The following is a 14,796-nucleotide window of genomic DNA, read 5'->3' on the forward strand; positions in this document are numbered from 1 at the left end:
CTCCTATCCATACGGGGCACCACAAGTGCGTGGATCATCCGCTCAACTGACCGTGTAGCGGAAGTCTCCATTCTTGGCTGCGCTGACCTTGATTTTTTCGATCTGGCCGCCTTCGGCCATGCGCGAGAGCACTTCTGCGGCAATTTCTGGCAGTAAAGTGCCATTGAGGATGTGGTCCACATTGCGCGCGCCGCTGTCCACCTCGGTGCAGCGGGCCAGCACGGCCTCCACCAGCTTGGTGTCGAACTCAAACACGGCCTTGTGGTTGGCCGCCACGCGGGCCGCGATATGGCCGAGCTTGAGGCGGATGATTTGCTCCAGCACATCGTCGCTGATGGGGTAGTAGGGCACCACCTTCATGCGGCCCAAGAAGGCCGGCTTGAAGGTCTTCATCAGGATGGGGCGCAGGGCTTCGGCCAGGGCGTCTGCGGGGGGTAGGTCTTCTGGGGCCTTGTTCAAGCAGGCCTGCATGATCTGGCTGGAGCCGATGTTGCTGGTCAGGATGATGAGGGTGTTGCGGAAGTCGATCTCGCGGCCTTCGGCGTCGTCCATCTGGCCTTTGTCAAAGACCTGGAAGAACATCTCCAGCACATCGGGGTGGGCCTTCTCCACCTCGTCCAGCAGCACCACGCTGTAGGGGTTGCGGCGCACGGCTTCGGTGAGCACACCGCCTTCGCCATAGCCCACATAGCCCGGGGGGCTGCCCTTGAGGCCGCTCACGCTATGAGCCTCTTGGTACTCGCTCATATTGATGGTGATGAGCTTTCTCTCGCCACCATAGAGAATGTCGGCCAGCGCCAGGGCGGTTTCGGTTTTGCCCACGCCCGAAGGCCCCACGAACATGAACACGCCCTTGGGCTTGTTCGGGTCTTCCAAGTTGGCGCGGGCGGTGCGCACGCGCTGGGCCACGGCTTCCATCGCATGGTCTTGGCCGATCACGCGCTCTTGCAGCAGGGGCTTCAAGCTCATGACGGTCTTGATCTCGTCCTTGACCATCTTGCCCAGCGGAATGCCCGTCCAGGCGGCCACGATCTCGGCCACCACATGGCCGTCCACCTGCATGGGGATCATGGGGTTTTCGCCCTGCAAGGCGGCTAAAGCATCGAGCTTGGCCTGCAGCTCGGCCTGGGCGGGCGAGAGCACCGGGGCTTCAGGTTTGGCGGCTTTTTTGCTGGTTTTCTTCTTGGGCTCTTCAAGCGGGGCGGCTTCGGCTTGCGGCGCAGCAGCAGCCTGGGCCTGTGCGGCCTGAATGGCCTGGGCCGCTTCCTTCTCGGCTTCCAGTGTGGCGCGCAGTTGTTGGATCTCGGTCACCAGCGCTTTCTCAGCCTCATAGCGGGTGTTCAGCGCATCCAGTTCTTGCTGCACGGTGTCGCGCAAGGTTTTGAGCTCGGCCAGCTTGGGGTGGTGCGCCGCACCTGCGGCGGCCTCGCGGTTCAGGGCGGCTTCTTCGGCGGCCAGGCGCTCCAGGTGCTTCACCCGGTCTTCGATGGCGGCGGGCACGGCGCTTTGGCCCAGCGCCACTTTGGCACATGCCGTGTCCAGCACGCTGATGGCTTTGTCGGGCAGTTGGCGGCCGCTGATGTAGCGCGCAGAGAGGCGCACGGCCTCGGTGATGGCCTCATCGAACACGCGCACGGTGAAGTGCTTTTCCATCAGCGGGGCCATGCCGCGCAGCATGGCCGCGGCAATCGGCTCGCTGGGCTCTTCGACCTTGACCACTTGGAAGCGGCGGGCCAGAGCGGCGTCTTTCTCGAAGTATTTCTTGTACTCGGCCCAGGTGGTGGCGGCCACGGTGCGCAGCTCGCCGCGCGCGAGTGCGGGCTTGAGCAGGTTGGCGGCGTCGTTCTGGCCAGCTTGGCCGCCCGCGCCAATCATGGTGTGGGCTTCGTCAATGAAGAGGATGATGGGGTGCGGGCTCTTCTTGACCTCATCGATCACGTTTTTGAGGCGGTTCTCAAACTCGCCCTTCACGCTGGCGCCGGCTTGCAGCAGGCCCATGTCCAAGGTGTGCAGGGCCACGCCTTGCAGCGGAGGCGGTACATCGCCCGACGCAATGCGCAGCGCCAAGCCTTCGACCACCGCGGTCTTGCCCACGCCCGCCTCGCCGGTGAGGATGGGGTTGTTTTGGCGGCGCCGCATCAGGATGTCAATGGTCTGGCGGATCTCGGTGTCGCGGCCAATAACCGGGTCGAGCTTGCCGCTTTTGGCGCGCTCGGTCAGGTTGGTGGTGAACTGGTCCAAGGCGGGTGTGGCGCCTGCGGCGGCGTGGCCCGAACTGGGGGTTTCGTCGCTGGCCGGGGCATCAGCGCTGCGCACAGCCTGCACCGCTTCGGCCGAGCCTTGGGTGGCCTCATCGAGCTTGTGCTTGAGCTCGTCGAGCTTGAACTTAACGAACAGCTTGCTGCCTCGGAAGGCGAGTTGCTTGAGCTTGTCGTCGGTGAGCAGGGCCAACAAAAGGTGGGCGCTGCGGATGCGCGGGTTGTGGGTGTCGAGCGAAGCGATCAGCCACGCGTGTTCAAACAGGGCCGGCAGGTTCTCGCTCAGCACCGGGGTGCGGGTGTTGCCGGCCTTGAAGCGGCTGATCTCGGCCTCCAGGTCGCGCTGCAGCTCAGAGGGGGAGACTTCATGGCGGCGGCACAGCAGCGTGAAGTCGCTTTGCGGCTGCTCCAGCAGGGCCAAAAACAGGTGCTCCAAGTCGACCTCATAGTGGCCGCGTGCCATGCACAGGCTGGCGGCCCGCTCGGCGGCCTTGCGGCTGCTGTCATTGAGTTTGGAGATCAGCGTCTTGAGGTGCGACGACATGGTGAAGGTTCCCTTTGTTTTGATTCGTTGAGTTTGACCCTGGCCGCTAGGCCACAGCCAAGAGTTGATAGCCCGCATCGAGGCGGTCATTGGCGGCCGGTTGGGTCAGCAGGAAGCTGTCCCAGCCCAAGCGGGTGGCGGTGCTGCCGCCCAGCGTGGTGCCTTGCACGGCTTCGGCCTTCAAGGCCAGCTTCACCTCAAACTCCAAGGTGGTGCCGCACAGCAAGGTCAGCAGCTCTTGCAGGGCCACGGCACCAGGCCCGCCGGGCAAAAAGCGCCGGAAGCGTTCGGCCGACATGGGGCCCAGCGTCAGGCGCATGCGCAAGTCGCGCTGCCAGACGCGCTCCCCCATCACCGCGCCTTGGCCCAGGCCCGCGCCACCCAGGCCGAGCTGGGTTTGGTTCTCGCGCGGCAAGGTGAACCACCGGCCCACAAACTGCTCGACCTGCACCGGCACGCCGAAATAGGCCGCCAGCACATGGCGCAAGGTGGTGGCCGACACCGGCCGCTGCTGCAGCAAACCGGCGAAATGAGCCAGTGCAAAATCGGAGACGCCGCCTTCGCGGGCCCGCAGGCGGTCGCGCAGCGCTGGGTGGCCCAGGCCCGCCACCGACATCACCAGGGGCAGAAACTGATGGCGCGGGTCGTCTTCAAACCGAATGGCCAAGCGGTGCTTGCGCCAGGCTTGGTAGAACAAGACGACGGCCCGGTGCAAAAAGATGTCGAGAAAGGCGCGCCCGGCCAAGTCCTTCTCGTACATCTCGCGCCGTGCAAACAGCTCGGTGTAGAACAGCGGCAGCGCCCCGCCCGCACCCAGCAGGCCCATGAAGGCGGGCGTCATCTCCAGGCGCGCAATGTCTTTGGCGGCTGGGGCCTCTGCTTCGGGCGCTGTGGCGGCAGCGTCGGTGTGGAGCTTGACATCAAAGCCCGCCACTTCGCTGGCCGGAAAGCTCATGGACAAGGCATTGCGGAACTTGAGCTTGTGCTCAAACACCGCCGCGCCATGCAGCCGCTCTTGTTGGCTGAACCAGCGTTGCAGCAGGCGCACGGCTTGAAAGAAGCCGTAGCGCTCAGGCCTGCTGAACAGACGCTGGATCACGCTGTGGTTCACAGCAGGCTCCCGTCGCCGCTGCGCCGCGGAAAGCTCATCAACTCTTCTTGGGTGCGCTCGGAGAAGAGCTTGAGCTGGATGAAGCTGTTGGCATGCACGTAGAGGCCAAAGAAGTGGTCGAGCACCTGGCCGAACAGCCGCAGGCCGGTGCCCACAAAGTGCTGCTCATTGACCTTGACCCGCACTTCAGTGCCGCGCACAAAGGTGACGAAGGGCTGGCCCGGCATGCAGGCGGTGACGGCGTGGTGGCTGATGCCGACGATGCCGTCGAGCTGGCGCTGGTTGGCGTCGCTATGCGGCAGGTCGTAGAGGCGCAGCATTTCGCGCAGCGCTTCCAAGCCGCCAGAGGACAGGGTGAGGTGGTTGAGCGAGAGGTGCGAGATCAGCCGCCACAGTGCGCCGCGGCCACGGTCGAGGCGGTGGCTCAGGCTGGGCTTGCGCAGCAGGCGCACCTCGCGCGCATTGCGCAGGCCTTCCAAGAACAAGTCGCCACCGGCTTGGCCCACGGTCAGCTGCGAGGGCAGGTCGCGGTTGGTGGCCTTGACCTCGATGGACAGGGTGTCGGTTTGGACCTCAGCAGGGTCGAAGTTGATGTCGACGATGGAGATCTCGGTTTCGTAGCCGGGGCTGCGCGCGGCCAGTGTGTCATCGCGGTGCGCCACCCAATACCGGGCGGCGGATTCGCCGCTGGCCAGCAGCGCGTCGTGCTGCAGGGCGAAGAAGGGGCGGAACTCCTGCACCTCATCTCCCTGCGGGGTTTGGTGCACGCGAAACACCTTGTCAATTGAATAGACCTCGTGGCCGTGGGCGCGGCGGCCATCGGGCAGCACCGGGTACCGGTCACTGGTGTGGGTGATGCGGATCGGGTCGGCGCGCTGGCTGAAGAGATTGACCACCGGCGTGCAGCCGGTCAGCAAGTTGCGCGCTGAGATCGTCTCCAGAAGCCGGGCTTCGTCCGATTCGCCGCGAATGCCGGCCATCGCCAAGTGCAGGGTGACCTGGCGGGCCTTGCTCTGCGCCAAGGCTTTGGGCCAGGGCAGGTCGATGAAGTTGAACTTTTCCGGGAAGGCGAAGTACTCGGTCAGCAGCCGGTAGGCGGCGTGCGAGCGCGCATCAAAGTCGATCAGTGCTTCATGCTCGGCAAAGCCCACCGCGCGGGGCAGAGACTCTGGGGCCGCCTGCCAAGGGCCGGTGGCTTGGGTTTGCAGCAAGCTGCCCACCACGCGGCCACACAGGGCTTCGCGCAGCACCGTGACTTGAGAGGTGTCGCCCGAGAGGTGCAGGCGCAGGGTGTCGGTGCCGAGTTGGTCCCACTGCGCTTGCGGCGAGACCAACTCCAGGGTCAGGGACAGCACCGAGGTGGCCTGCCGGGGCACTGGGGTGCCGTCGGGCGCATTGAGCACCGAGCGGAAGCTGGCGCTGCTCAAACGCAGCGGCAGCAGGTGCACGTCATAGGCGGTGCGGAACTTGCAGGTCACGCCGCGCACGGGCCGCGTGTTGAGCACGGTGCCGCGCTCCACCACACTGCCTTGGGTCATCTGCGAGGCGCCCGCGCCGATGTCGAACTGCGCGACAGAGCAAGACGGGAAGGGCCGCAGATAGTGCGGATAAAGCACCTCGATCAGCGACTCGGTGAAGAGCGGAAAGTCATCGTCCAAGCGCTTTTGGATGCGTGCCGACAGCAACGCAAAGCTTTGGATCAGCCGCTCCACATGAGGGTCTGAGGAGTCGCCCGCCATGTGCAACTGGCCCGCCACACGCGGGTACATGGCCGAGAAATCTTTGGCGGCCGCGTGCAAAAACGCAAGTTCACGCTCGTAGTGTGGAAGGAGTTTTTCCATGACTCAAGCGTTCAGGTTCGCAGTGGACTTAAAGGCGCGCAACGTCCACATGCTGGGTCACCGGGTGCAAGGTGGCATTGAAGTTGATGGGCTCACGCAGTTCCTCCACGGCCAAGATGGCATGGATGCGAAAGCACAGCTTCTTGCTGCCAAAGGATTCGGGTGTCAACTCCACGCGGACCTGGCGCAGGCGCGGCTCGTGGTGGTTGACGGTGCGCTCCAGGGAGCGGCAAATGTCGGCGCGGTCTTCGGGTTTGACCAAGCTCATGGACGAAAAATCGGTGAGCCCAAACCCCAAGACCGAGTCTCGGCTGCGCGGAAAGTCGGCCAAGATCTCGTTGCTCAGCCCGCGGCGGGTGTTGAGCAGGGCTTCCAGGTCGCGAGCGACGTGCTCACGCACGGCCTCCAGGCTGAGCCCGTGGTCGCTGCTACGCTGGCCGGACGTGTCCGTCAGCCTGTCGAGAAAGCTGGCTGAAAACCGTTTCATGCATGAAAAAAGCGGCGGCTGTGACACCGCCGCTTTTCATCGCTGAACCCGCAATTAAGCGTAGGTCGCAGTGTTGGTCGCCAGGTTCCAGGCGCCGGTGCCGGTGACGGCGGCTTGGCTGCCGTCCAGTTTGGCGGCCATGTAGCTCCACTCCACTGCGGAGTACTTCAGGCCAAAGGCTTCCTTGGGCAGACCTTCTTCGGTCACCGACGGCGCCACGTGCGAGACCAGCACGTTCTTCAGCTTGATTTCCAGGTACTTCACGCGAGCATTGGCGGTGCCGTTGTTGAAGGAGCCGGTCTGGCCGCTGGCGCGATAGAAGGTGATGACCACTTCAGGGGTGATCAGGCCTTGCGAGGCAGCTTGCCACAGCTTGGGGCTGGCAGAGTCGATGTCCTTGACGAACACCATTTCACCGTGCTCGGTGCGCTCAGAGGTGTGACCGCCCGAGGTCGACGACGAGGCCGACTTGGGCTGGCGGATCACATGCGACCACGAATCGACTTCGATCGTGGGCTTGGAGTTCTGGCCGGTGGGGTTCGCGCTGCCGTGCACGCTGTCACGAACGTCGCCCTTGATGGCGGAGTTCTTAAACTCGACGTAAATGTCTTTCATTCCTGTTTTCCCTTTAGATTAGTACTGCACGGTCAAATTAGCCTGCCGACCCTGGCAACTCAGCGACCAAGCGCAGAGACACCGAGAGCTCATCAAGCTGGAAATGCGGTCGCACAAAGGCCACCGCGCGATAGGCGCCAGGCTTGCCAGGCACCTCCTTCACTTCCACCGAGGCCTCGCGTAAGGGGTACTTGGCCTTGGCTTCTTGTGAGGCGCTGTCGTCTGCCAGCACATACTGCCCGATCCAACTGTTGAGATAAGTCTCTACGTTGGACGCTGCCGCAAAGCTGCCGATCTTGTCGCGCATCATGGCCTTCAGATAGTGGGCAATGCGGCAGACCGAGAAGATGTACTGCAACTGGGCCGACAGCGCCGAGTTGGCGTTGGCGGCGTCAGAGTCGTACTTCAGCGGCTTTTGGGTGGACTGCGTGGCAAAGAATGCCGCGTAGTCGGTGTTCTTGCAATGCACCAGCGGAATGAAACCCAGGTCGCTGAGTTCTTTTTCACGCCGATCGGTGATGGCGATCTCCGTGGGGCACTTCAGGGCCACTTCACCATCGTCGGTGCGGAAGGTGTGGGTGGGCAGGTCTTCGACCAGGCCACCACCTTCAACGCCCCGAATGGCGGCACACCAGCCGTAGTTTTCAAAGGCGGCAGTGAGGCGCGCGCCCAGCGCAAAGGCCGAGTTGACCCACAGGTAACGTGAGTGGTCGGTGCCATCGACGTCTTCCACGAAGTTGAAGCCTTCGGTGGTGATGCCGTCCTTGGGGTTGTAGGGCAGGCGGCCCAAGAAGCGCGGCAGGGCCATGCCCACGTAACGTGCATCTTCAGACTCGCGGAAGGATTTCCACTTGGCGTACTCCACCGTGTCGAAGACCTTAGACAGGTCACGCGGCTTGCCGAGGTCGGAGAAGCTCTCCAAGCCGAACAGCTCGGGCGAAGCAGCCGTCAAGAAAGGCGCATGCGCGGCGGCGGCCACATGCGACATCTGCTCGACGAAGTACATGTCTTCGGGCTGACGGGTCAGCTCGAAGTCGCCAATCAGGGCGCCGAAGGGGGCGCCACCGAAGGTACCGAATTCCTCTTCGTAGACCTTCTTGAACAAGGCGCTCTGATCAAAGTCGATCGAGGTCTTGAAGTCGCGAATCAGGTCTTTCTTGTTGGCGTTGAAGACTTGGATCTTCATCATGGCGCCGGTCGACGTGTGCTTGCACAAGTAGTGCAGGCCGCGCCATGTGGACTCCAACTGCTGGAACTGAGGTGCGTGCATGACCTCAGAGAGCTGTGCCGAGATCAGGCGATCCAGCTCGGCGACGCGGGCGTCCAGCGTGGCGCTGAGGTTGTCGGACACCACGACGGTGCCTTGCAAGACCTCTTGCACCAGCTCGGAGATGATGTCCTTGGCGCGGTGGTGCTCGGTGTCAGAGCGCGCCACCCGGCTTTGCGTGACGATGCTGTCCAGCAAGCTGCCTTCAGTGGTGGTGGCTTGCGCCTGTGAGGATGCGGCGGTTTGAGACATGCGCGTTACTCCTTGGGGCCGCGTGTTTCGGCTTCGAGCTTCTTGAGCTGCTCGGTACTGCTGAGGACTTCACCGAGGATGTCCTCAAGTTTGTCGTTGCCAGCCAGCTTGTTGCGCAGGTCGGCCAGCTTGGTGCGGGCTTCCAGCAGCTTGCGCAGGGGCTCGACTTGCTGCACCACGGCTTCTGGCTGGAAGTCCTCCATGCTGTTGAAGCCCAGGTTGACGGCAAACTCGCCGCCGTCAGCACTGAGGGTGTTTTTGACGCGGAAGGACGCCTTGGGCGCCATGCCTGCCATCACCTCATCGAAGTTGTCGAGGTCCACATTGACGAACTTGCGGTCCTTCAGCTTGGGTAGCGGTTTGTCAGGGTCCGGCTGTCCGGTGAAGTCGCCCAGCACGCCCACCACAAAAGGCAATTCGCGCTGCTCGACCGCATCGCCGATCTCGACGTCATAGGTGAGTTGAACGCGGGGAGGGCGCACTTTCTCAAGCCGCTTTTGAACGCTGTCTTTCTTAGCCATGGTGTTCTCGATGAAAGGGTTGAGCAGGCGAGGGGATTACTTCAGCTTGTCAAACGGGTTGGCAGGCTTGGCAGGAGGTTTGGCTGGCGCGGCCGGTGCTGGGGCAGCGGCGGGCGTGGTTGCCGGCGCTTCTGCGGCCGGAGCAGCAGCGTTGGCAGGACGACGGGCCGGCGGGGCGGGGCGGCGCACGGGCGCAGGCGCCGCGTTGGCGTTGTCACTCTTAGGCACCAGCACGGGCTCGCCCAACACTTCGCGCAATTGCTTGGCCACACCTTCGGCCTGGCTGCGGGTGTCGGCGCCCAAGCTGTTTTGCTTGCGCATGGAGGTCAGCGCCGTGTTGGCCACACGCAAGCCGCTGACGGCCAGCATGCTGGTGGCAACTTGGTCTGCAGCATCTCGGTGCAGCACTTCTTGTGCGGCCAAGATGGTGTTGCCGTAGTCTGCATCTTCGAAGTAACCCTCGGCCAGTTTCAGCCAGGGTTGCTTGCTGGTCGGGTAGGCGGCAGCAGCGGCCCGGTAGGCATCGCGCTCTTTGTTGCGGGTACCTTCTTTGCGGGCCTTGGCGCCGGCATCCAAGAAGGACTGCAGTGTGGGCGTGGCGGGCACCGAAGCGGGGGCAGTGGGCGGTGCCTCGGGCGTGGCGCAGCCTGTCAGCGCTGCAGCGAGCAGTGCGGCGGGCAACAGTTTGACGCCAGATGCGAAAGGCGTGCGCGCGCCCTTAGAGGCTTCGCAACGACGGATCAAGGGGAGTAATTCTCGAATTCTCATTATTTGTGATGACCAAGCCATGACCACGCGTGATGATCATGCCTGCATCCCTTAAGTTGACGGTTGGACTATAGACGGTGCCAAGTTATACCTGCAATCCCCCCTTCTTCGGGGTGCAAGCTCCCTCTTTGGCAGTGTATCGGCGACGTTATGATTGGCTTCCAATGCGGGCGTCGCTTTTTGGGCGGCGCCGTCAGAGGTGGGCACGGCGGATGGATGTGCCAGCCAAGTTCAGGCACCATTCTCCTACTTTCAGTACCGGGCTTATTCATGTTGTGGCGCCATTGCTTTGTGAACCGATTCACGTACTTGAGTGCCGTTGTGCTGTCTCTGTCATTGGCCGCGTGCGGCTCGATTGGTAGCGGTGGTGTGGTGGACAAGTCTCTAGAGGCTGTCGGCTTGAAAAAGCCGGATACCTCTGCCGTTAACGCCATCCCGCTGCCGCCCGCAGAGTACAAGGTGCCGCTGCGCATCCATGCCGCAGAGCAGCTCAATTCCGACCCGCAGGGGCGCTCCCTGTCGGTGGTGGTGAGGGTTTACAGGCTCAAAGAAACGAGCGCGATCGCGTTGGCACCCTATGACGCCTTCAAGAACCCCGACGCCGAGAAGCTGGCCTTTGGCAGCGATGTGGTCAGCGTTCGAGAAATCGTGTTGACTCCGGGTCAGCACAATGAGGTGGTGGAGACCCTCACCCCCGCTGCGCCCTATCTGGCCGTGGTGGCCTTGTTTCGGTCACCGGCGCAAGGCCGCTGGCGCTTCGTCTTTGATGGCAAGGCCGCTCAGCAAAAAGGCGTTACGCTTGGCGTCCACGGCTGTGCGTTGAGTGTGGCGGTGGGCGACCCTTTGAATGCACCGCCGGAGACCCTGCGTTTGGCAGGTGTGCGGTGCCAATAAGACTCTTTTTGGGAACGGGCGCTGCAGCGGCCCGGCTAAACCGTTGATCCAGACATCCAAAGTTCTGTGGGGCGAAGGCTTGTTTCTCAGGCCCCAGCACTTTCAGCAGCAAGACGCGTATCACGAGTGGCGCACGGCCGAGGCCATGCGTGCGGCGCATCCGCATTTGTGGGGTGTTCGGCACTGCCGCGTGGACACGGACGCCTTGCAAAGCGGTGTGTTGCGCATCACTGAGCTGCAACTGATCTTCCCCGACGGCGAGCTCTACAACGCCCCCGCTGACGATGACTTGCCCCCCCCGGTCAATCTCAGCAACCTAGCTTCCGCTACCGTCGATCAGATCTTTCACATTGCCATTGCGCCGCTGCGCACCAATGCCACGAACTTCGCGGGCACAGAAATGGTCAGCGATATGGCGGTGCGCTATCGCCAGCAAGATGCGGCCGCGCCAGATTTGTTCACGCAGGCGGCGACGGCCGACATTGCCACGCTGCGCCGCTGCGCCCGTGTGGTGGCGGATCAAGAGCCGCATGACCACTTGGTCAGCATGCCCCTGTGCCGCTTGCGCCGCAACGCGACCGGCGTGTTTGAGCTGGACCGCCGCTTCGTGCCCCCGGTGCTGAGTGTGCAGGCGGCCCCTGCCTTGCAAATGATGCTGCGGCGGCTGATTGATGTGCTGCAGGCCAAAGTCGAGGCGCTTTATGGCTCACATCGCGAACCCTCCAAGCATGTGATCGAGTTTCGTTCGGGCGACATCGCATCCTTTTGGTTGCTGCACACCGCCAGTTCTGCTTGTGCGGGGCTGATGCATTTGCACCAACACCAAGGCTTGCATCCTGAGCGGCTGTATGCGCGCATGTTGGAGTTGGCAGGGTCCTTGATGACCTTCTCTAAGGCCTATGCTTTGGCGGACTTGCCGGTCTACAAACACGCTGAGCCAGGGCGGTCATTCGCCAAGCTCGACAACATCATCCGAGAGTTGTTGGAGACTGTGATCTCGACGCGCTATTTCTCCATTGCGCTGACCGAGACCAAGCCGGCCTTCCACCTGGGTCGCTTGGAGTCTGAGAAGATTTCACCGACCACGGCCTTTTACCTGGGCATCAGCGCCGCCATGCCGCCGACGGAGTTGGTCGAGGTCATTCCCATGCGCGCCAAAGTTGGGGCGCCGGATGATGTCGAGAAACTGGTGTTGTCTGCCATGGGGGGTGTGCGACTGACCCATGCTCCGCAAGTCCCGTCCGCCATTCCTGTGCGGCCGGGCGCCTATTACTTTGCGCTGGAGGGGCGTGGCCCCTTGTATGAGCGCATGCTGCAGTCACAGTCCATCATGATCTATGTGCCCAACGGCATTGCAGACCTGCAGGTGGAACTGTTTGCCCTGAACCAATGATGAGTGTCTGTCATGAGTGAACCTCAAGCCCCTTCGCTATTGGCCGGCCTGAAGCCCGGTGCACCCGTGCGCCCGGCCATGGCCACGCCAGAGGCCAAAACTTTGCTCGACTTGATGGCCGATGGCTTTTACATGCTGTTCTTGCTCAAGAATCGCTTTAGTCCTGCATCCGCTGATGAGTTTCGTAACCGGCTCAAAGACTTTCTGATCAGTTTCGAGCGGGGTAGCCGGCGAATCGAGGCGCCTGCAGAGGATGTCTACCTGGCCAAGTACGCTTTTTGCGCCTTGGTCGATGAGACCGTGATGATGGCGCCGGCGCTGCGCGACACCTGGGAGCGCACGCCCTTGCAGTTGGAGCTGTTTGGCGACCAACTGGCTGGCGAAAACTTCTTCTCTCGCCTGGAGGAGACGCGCCAGAAGGGGGCGCCCAAGCTGCAAGTGCTGGAGGTTTTCCACATGTGCTTGCTGGTGGGCTTTCAGGGCAAGTACTTGCTGGAAGGCAGTGAAAAGCTCGGCTACCTGACGTCTCGATTGGGCGATGAGATTGCGCACCTCAAGGGCAAGCGTGCTTCATTTGCACCGCACGCGCTGGCGCCCGATCAAGTCATGCACAAGCTGCGCACCGAGGTGCCGCTGTGGGTCATTGGCTCGGTGTTCGCGCTGGCTGGCTTGCTGGCATTTGTGGGTGTGCGCTGGACGCTGGACCGCCAAACTCAATCCGACCTGAAGCCGTATTCTGAATTGGTGAAATTGCCCGCCCAGGCCGCCAACGTCACCATCACCCTGCCCTGAGCGGGCAGGGTCGCGCTCAGGCCTTTTGCGCGCTCTCTGAGGACGAGGTTTTCTTTTTCTTCTTGCGCTTAGGGGTCTTGGCTTCGGCACTGGTTTTGGCACTGCTCTTGGGAGCCAGCCGTTTGGGGCAGGCCTCCGCTTTGCCCCAGTAACCTTCACACAGGCGTTGGCGGCACGCCTTGGCCTCACTGCCGCCCAAGCTCTTGCAGCGCGACACCAGGCCCGCAATCGAGCTGGGGGAGGTCTCGCTCTCCGCGCTGCGGCCGGCGGCTGGGGCTTCACCATGCCGCATCACTGCGGCGATCAGGTCGACGTCCGGGTCGCCTCCGCCTTGAGGGCTTGTGCCGGCGGCATTGGCTTTGCGCGCTGCGGCAGCTTGGGTCTTCTTGGTGGCGGCTGCAGCTTCGCGTTCTGCTTTGGCCTCACGCTCGGCGGCGGCTTTGGCGCGTTTGCTGGTCTTCTTGGGCGTGCTGGCCGCAGGCTCGGGGGCGGCGGCTAATGCACCCGCGGCGACAGCACCCGCACCCGCAGCCATCAGCAGCGTTGCGTTTGAAGAGCCTGCTGCGGCCGACTCTGTCAGCGCCAGGCTGGCTGCGGGAGCTGCTGGCGCTGGGTTGGCGGCGACGGTCACTTCGATGACGGCCGGTGCCGACGCGGCGACGATGTCTGCGAGGGGAGCGCTGGCCAGCGCTTGAGGCTGAGCCGGTGTGCTGGCTGCGGTGGCCGTCAGCACGGGCTTGGGTCGTTCAGCCTCTGCTTTTTGTTCGTTAGCCAGCCAGATCAAACCCGCCGCTGCGATCAGCCCACCACCCAACCAAGGCCACAGTTGGCGTTGACTGAGTTTGGCACGCGCAGCAGGCGGGCTGTCGTCCATGGCGGACAAGATGGACACCGGGCCGTCGTCTTGAGAAGACCCTGTGTGTGAGAACAGCGAAGGTCTGGTGCCTGACGGCCAAGCGGGTGGGGGGGCTTTCCCCGGATCGGGCGTCATGGACAACGCAGGCTCCCATTTTTGTGAGTAGAGGCAGGCCGAGATTTTAGAGCTTCGAATGAGTTTGTCTGTGGGGGATTCCCGCCGCTTCGGCCTCCCCCAAAAGAGGCCCCGCTGCACCCCCATGCGGCCCACTATGATGACGGGTTGTCTCTCTGGTCGTAGTGGGCTGTGTTGCCGTGGTGATATTCAGCGTTGTCGCTTATTTTTTGCTGGTCTGTGCGGTGTTGGCGCTGGTCTTTTTGCCCACCTTGCGCGAGCGTGTCTGGGGCCAAGCTCTGCAGTGGCAGCGCCAGGGGCGAGCCCGCATGCAGGCCTGGGGGCAGCGGCGGGAACAAGGCTTGCGCAGCAGCACCGAGGGGGTCAGCGACCTAGTGCAGCGGCTGGTGCGGTTTGCCGCCCTCAATTGGATGTGGCTTGCCGGCGGTGCTGCCGTGTTGCTGAGTGCGCCGCTGTTGTCCAGTTGGCTGCGTTTGGGTCATGCTTTTGAAGGATATGACCACACCGCCAGCCGCGAGATGGACCCAAAGATCGCGGCTTTGTTGGCTGGGGAGCAGTTGGTGCCGCCTCCGCCACTGCCGCCGGAGTTGTTCCTGACCAAAGAGGTCGAGCAGGTGTATCCCATGGCGGCACGAGCCAGTCGCCAGTGGGAGCTGCTCGATGCGGAGTTCCAGCAAAAGCTCTTGGTGGTGTTCCGCCTGATGAAAGAGCAGCATGGCTATGAGATGGTGCTGATCGAGGGCTACCGCAGTCCTGAGCGGCAAAACCAGCTGGCCGCCATGGGCGGGCATGTCACCAGAGCGGGCGGGGGGCAGAGTTATCACCAATATGGGCTGGCGGCAGACTGTGCATTTTTGCGCAATGGCAAGGTGGTGATTTCAGAGGCAGACCCGTGGGCGGCCAAGGGCTATGAGTTGTATGGTCAGATGGCGCAGTCGGTGGGCATGGTGTGGGGCGGCAGTTGGCGCAGCATCAAAGACCTGGGTCACGTCGAGTTGAGGCGGCCCGGCGTCATCAAGCCAGGTTGAGGGACTGCAGCGCAAGGCCTGCCGGCGCCTGCGA

Annotated in this window: 13 protein-coding genes; 4 read left to right on the top strand and 9 right to left on the bottom strand. The window is 62.9% G+C overall.

Translation table 11 applies throughout. The features are described 5' to 3' along the window. Positions 1–42: 42 nt before the first annotated feature. From tssH to KAK11_RS18920, 8 genes are read right to left on the bottom strand one after another with little or no spacing between them, the layout of a single operon-like run. On the bottom strand, positions 43–2,802 hold the full coding sequence (tssH, locus tag KAK11_RS18885) for a type VI secretion system ATPase TssH (RefSeq protein WP_210810946.1): 2,760 nt from the start codon (positions 2,800–2,802) through the stop codon (positions 43–45). Positions 2,803–2,848: 46 nt separating this feature from the next. Then, a complete protein-coding gene (tssG, locus tag KAK11_RS18890) occupies positions 2,849–3,913 on the bottom strand; it encodes a type VI secretion system baseplate subunit TssG (protein WP_310737837.1) in 1,065 nt (354 codons plus the stop codon). Continuing rightward, a complete protein-coding gene (tssF, locus tag KAK11_RS18895; protein ID WP_210810947.1) occupies positions 3,910–5,754 on the bottom strand; it encodes a type VI secretion system baseplate subunit TssF in 1,845 nt (614 codons plus the stop codon). The genes tssG and tssF overlap by 4 nt, the downstream gene beginning before the upstream one ends. A 28-nt stretch (positions 5,755–5,782) precedes the next feature. Then, entirely contained in the window at positions 5,783–6,241 is a 459-nt protein-coding gene (tssE, locus tag KAK11_RS18900; RefSeq protein ID WP_210810949.1) for a type VI secretion system baseplate subunit TssE, read from the bottom strand. A 54-nt stretch (positions 6,242–6,295) separates the two neighbouring features. Continuing rightward, entirely contained in the window at positions 6,296–6,856 is a 561-nt protein-coding gene (locus KAK11_RS18905; RefSeq protein WP_210810950.1) for an Hcp family type VI secretion system effector, read from the bottom strand. Positions 6,857–6,893: 37 nt separating this feature from the next. Next, positions 6,894–8,375, bottom strand: coding sequence for a type VI secretion system contractile sheath large subunit (gene tssC, locus KAK11_RS18910; protein WP_210810951.1), 1,482 nt, complete (start codon positions 8,373–8,375; stop codon positions 6,894–6,896). A 5-nt stretch (positions 8,376–8,380) separates the two neighbouring features. Continuing rightward, entirely contained in the window at positions 8,381–8,896 is a 516-nt protein-coding gene (gene tssB / locus KAK11_RS18915) for a type VI secretion system contractile sheath small subunit (RefSeq protein WP_210810952.1), read from the bottom strand. A 36-nt stretch (positions 8,897–8,932) separates the two neighbouring features. Further along, entirely contained in the window at positions 8,933–9,640 is a 708-nt protein-coding gene (locus tag KAK11_RS18920) for a hypothetical protein (RefSeq protein ID WP_210810953.1), read from the bottom strand. Positions 9,641–9,955: 315 nt separating this feature from the next. On the opposite strand from KAK11_RS18920, the gene tssJ reads away from it, so the two are divergent. From tssJ to icmH, 3 genes are read left to right on the top strand one after another with little or no spacing between them, the layout of a single operon-like run. After that, positions 9,956–10,558 carry a type VI secretion system lipoprotein TssJ gene (gene tssJ / locus KAK11_RS18925; RefSeq protein WP_210810954.1) on the top strand — a complete coding sequence of 201 codons (603 nt, stop codon included), beginning with the start codon at positions 9,956–9,958 and terminating at the stop codon, positions 10,556–10,558. 43 nt (positions 10,559–10,601) lie between these two features. Next, positions 10,602–11,951, top strand: a complete 1,350-nt coding sequence (gene tssK, locus KAK11_RS18930) for a type VI secretion system baseplate subunit TssK (protein WP_210810957.1) — start codon at positions 10,602–10,604, stop codon at positions 11,949–11,951. Between the two features lie 12 nt (positions 11,952–11,963). Continuing rightward, positions 11,964–12,743 (top strand): type IVB secretion system protein IcmH/DotU, encoded by a 780-nt coding sequence (icmH, locus tag KAK11_RS18935; RefSeq protein ID WP_210810959.1) that lies wholly within the window; start codon positions 11,964–11,966, stop codon positions 12,741–12,743. 16 nt (positions 12,744–12,759) lie between these two features. Here icmH and KAK11_RS18940 read toward each other — a convergent pair whose 3' ends face one another. Continuing rightward, the gene (locus KAK11_RS18940) at positions 12,760–13,635 is read right to left on the bottom strand and encodes a hypothetical protein (RefSeq protein ID WP_210810960.1); all 876 of its coding nucleotides are present in this window, start codon (positions 13,633–13,635) and stop codon (positions 12,760–12,762) included. Between the two features lie 278 nt (positions 13,636–13,913). Here KAK11_RS18940 and KAK11_RS18945 point away from each other — a divergent pair, with 278 nt between their 5' ends. After that, positions 13,914–14,762: a M15 family metallopeptidase gene (locus KAK11_RS18945; protein WP_210810962.1), complete on the top strand. Its 849-nt coding sequence runs from the start codon at positions 13,914–13,916 to the stop codon at positions 14,760–14,762. Positions 14,763–14,796 lie beyond the last annotated feature (34 nt).

It is taken from the genome of Ideonella paludis (assembly GCF_018069865.1).
GTDB lineage: Bacteria > Pseudomonadota > Gammaproteobacteria > Burkholderiales > Burkholderiaceae_C > Ideonella > Ideonella paludis.

Bases quoted from the DNA above. Each gene is read 5' to 3' on its own strand.
- tssH (WP_210810946.1), bottom strand. From the start codon at position 2,802: ATGTCGTCGCACCTCAAGACGCTGATCTCCAAACTCAATGACAGCAGC.
- tssF (WP_210810947.1), bottom strand. From the start codon at position 5,754: ATGGAAAAACTCCTTCCACACTACGAGCGTGAACTTGCGTTTTTGCAC.
- tssE (WP_210810949.1), bottom strand. From the start codon at position 6,241: ATGAAACGGTTTTCAGCCAGCTTTCTCGACAGGCTGACGGACACGTCC.
- KAK11_RS18905 (WP_210810950.1), bottom strand. From the start codon at position 6,856: ATGAAAGACATTTACGTCGAGTTTAAGAACTCCGCCATCAAGGGCGAC.
- tssC (WP_210810951.1), bottom strand. From the start codon at position 8,375: ATGTCTCAAACCGCCGCATCCTCACAGGCGCAAGCCACCACCACTGAA.
- tssB (WP_210810952.1), bottom strand. From the start codon at position 8,896: ATGGCTAAGAAAGACAGCGTTCAAAAGCGGCTTGAGAAAGTGCGCCCT.
- icmH (WP_210810959.1), top strand. From the start codon at position 11,964: ATGAGTGAACCTCAAGCCCCTTCGCTATTGGCCGGCCTGAAGCCCGGT.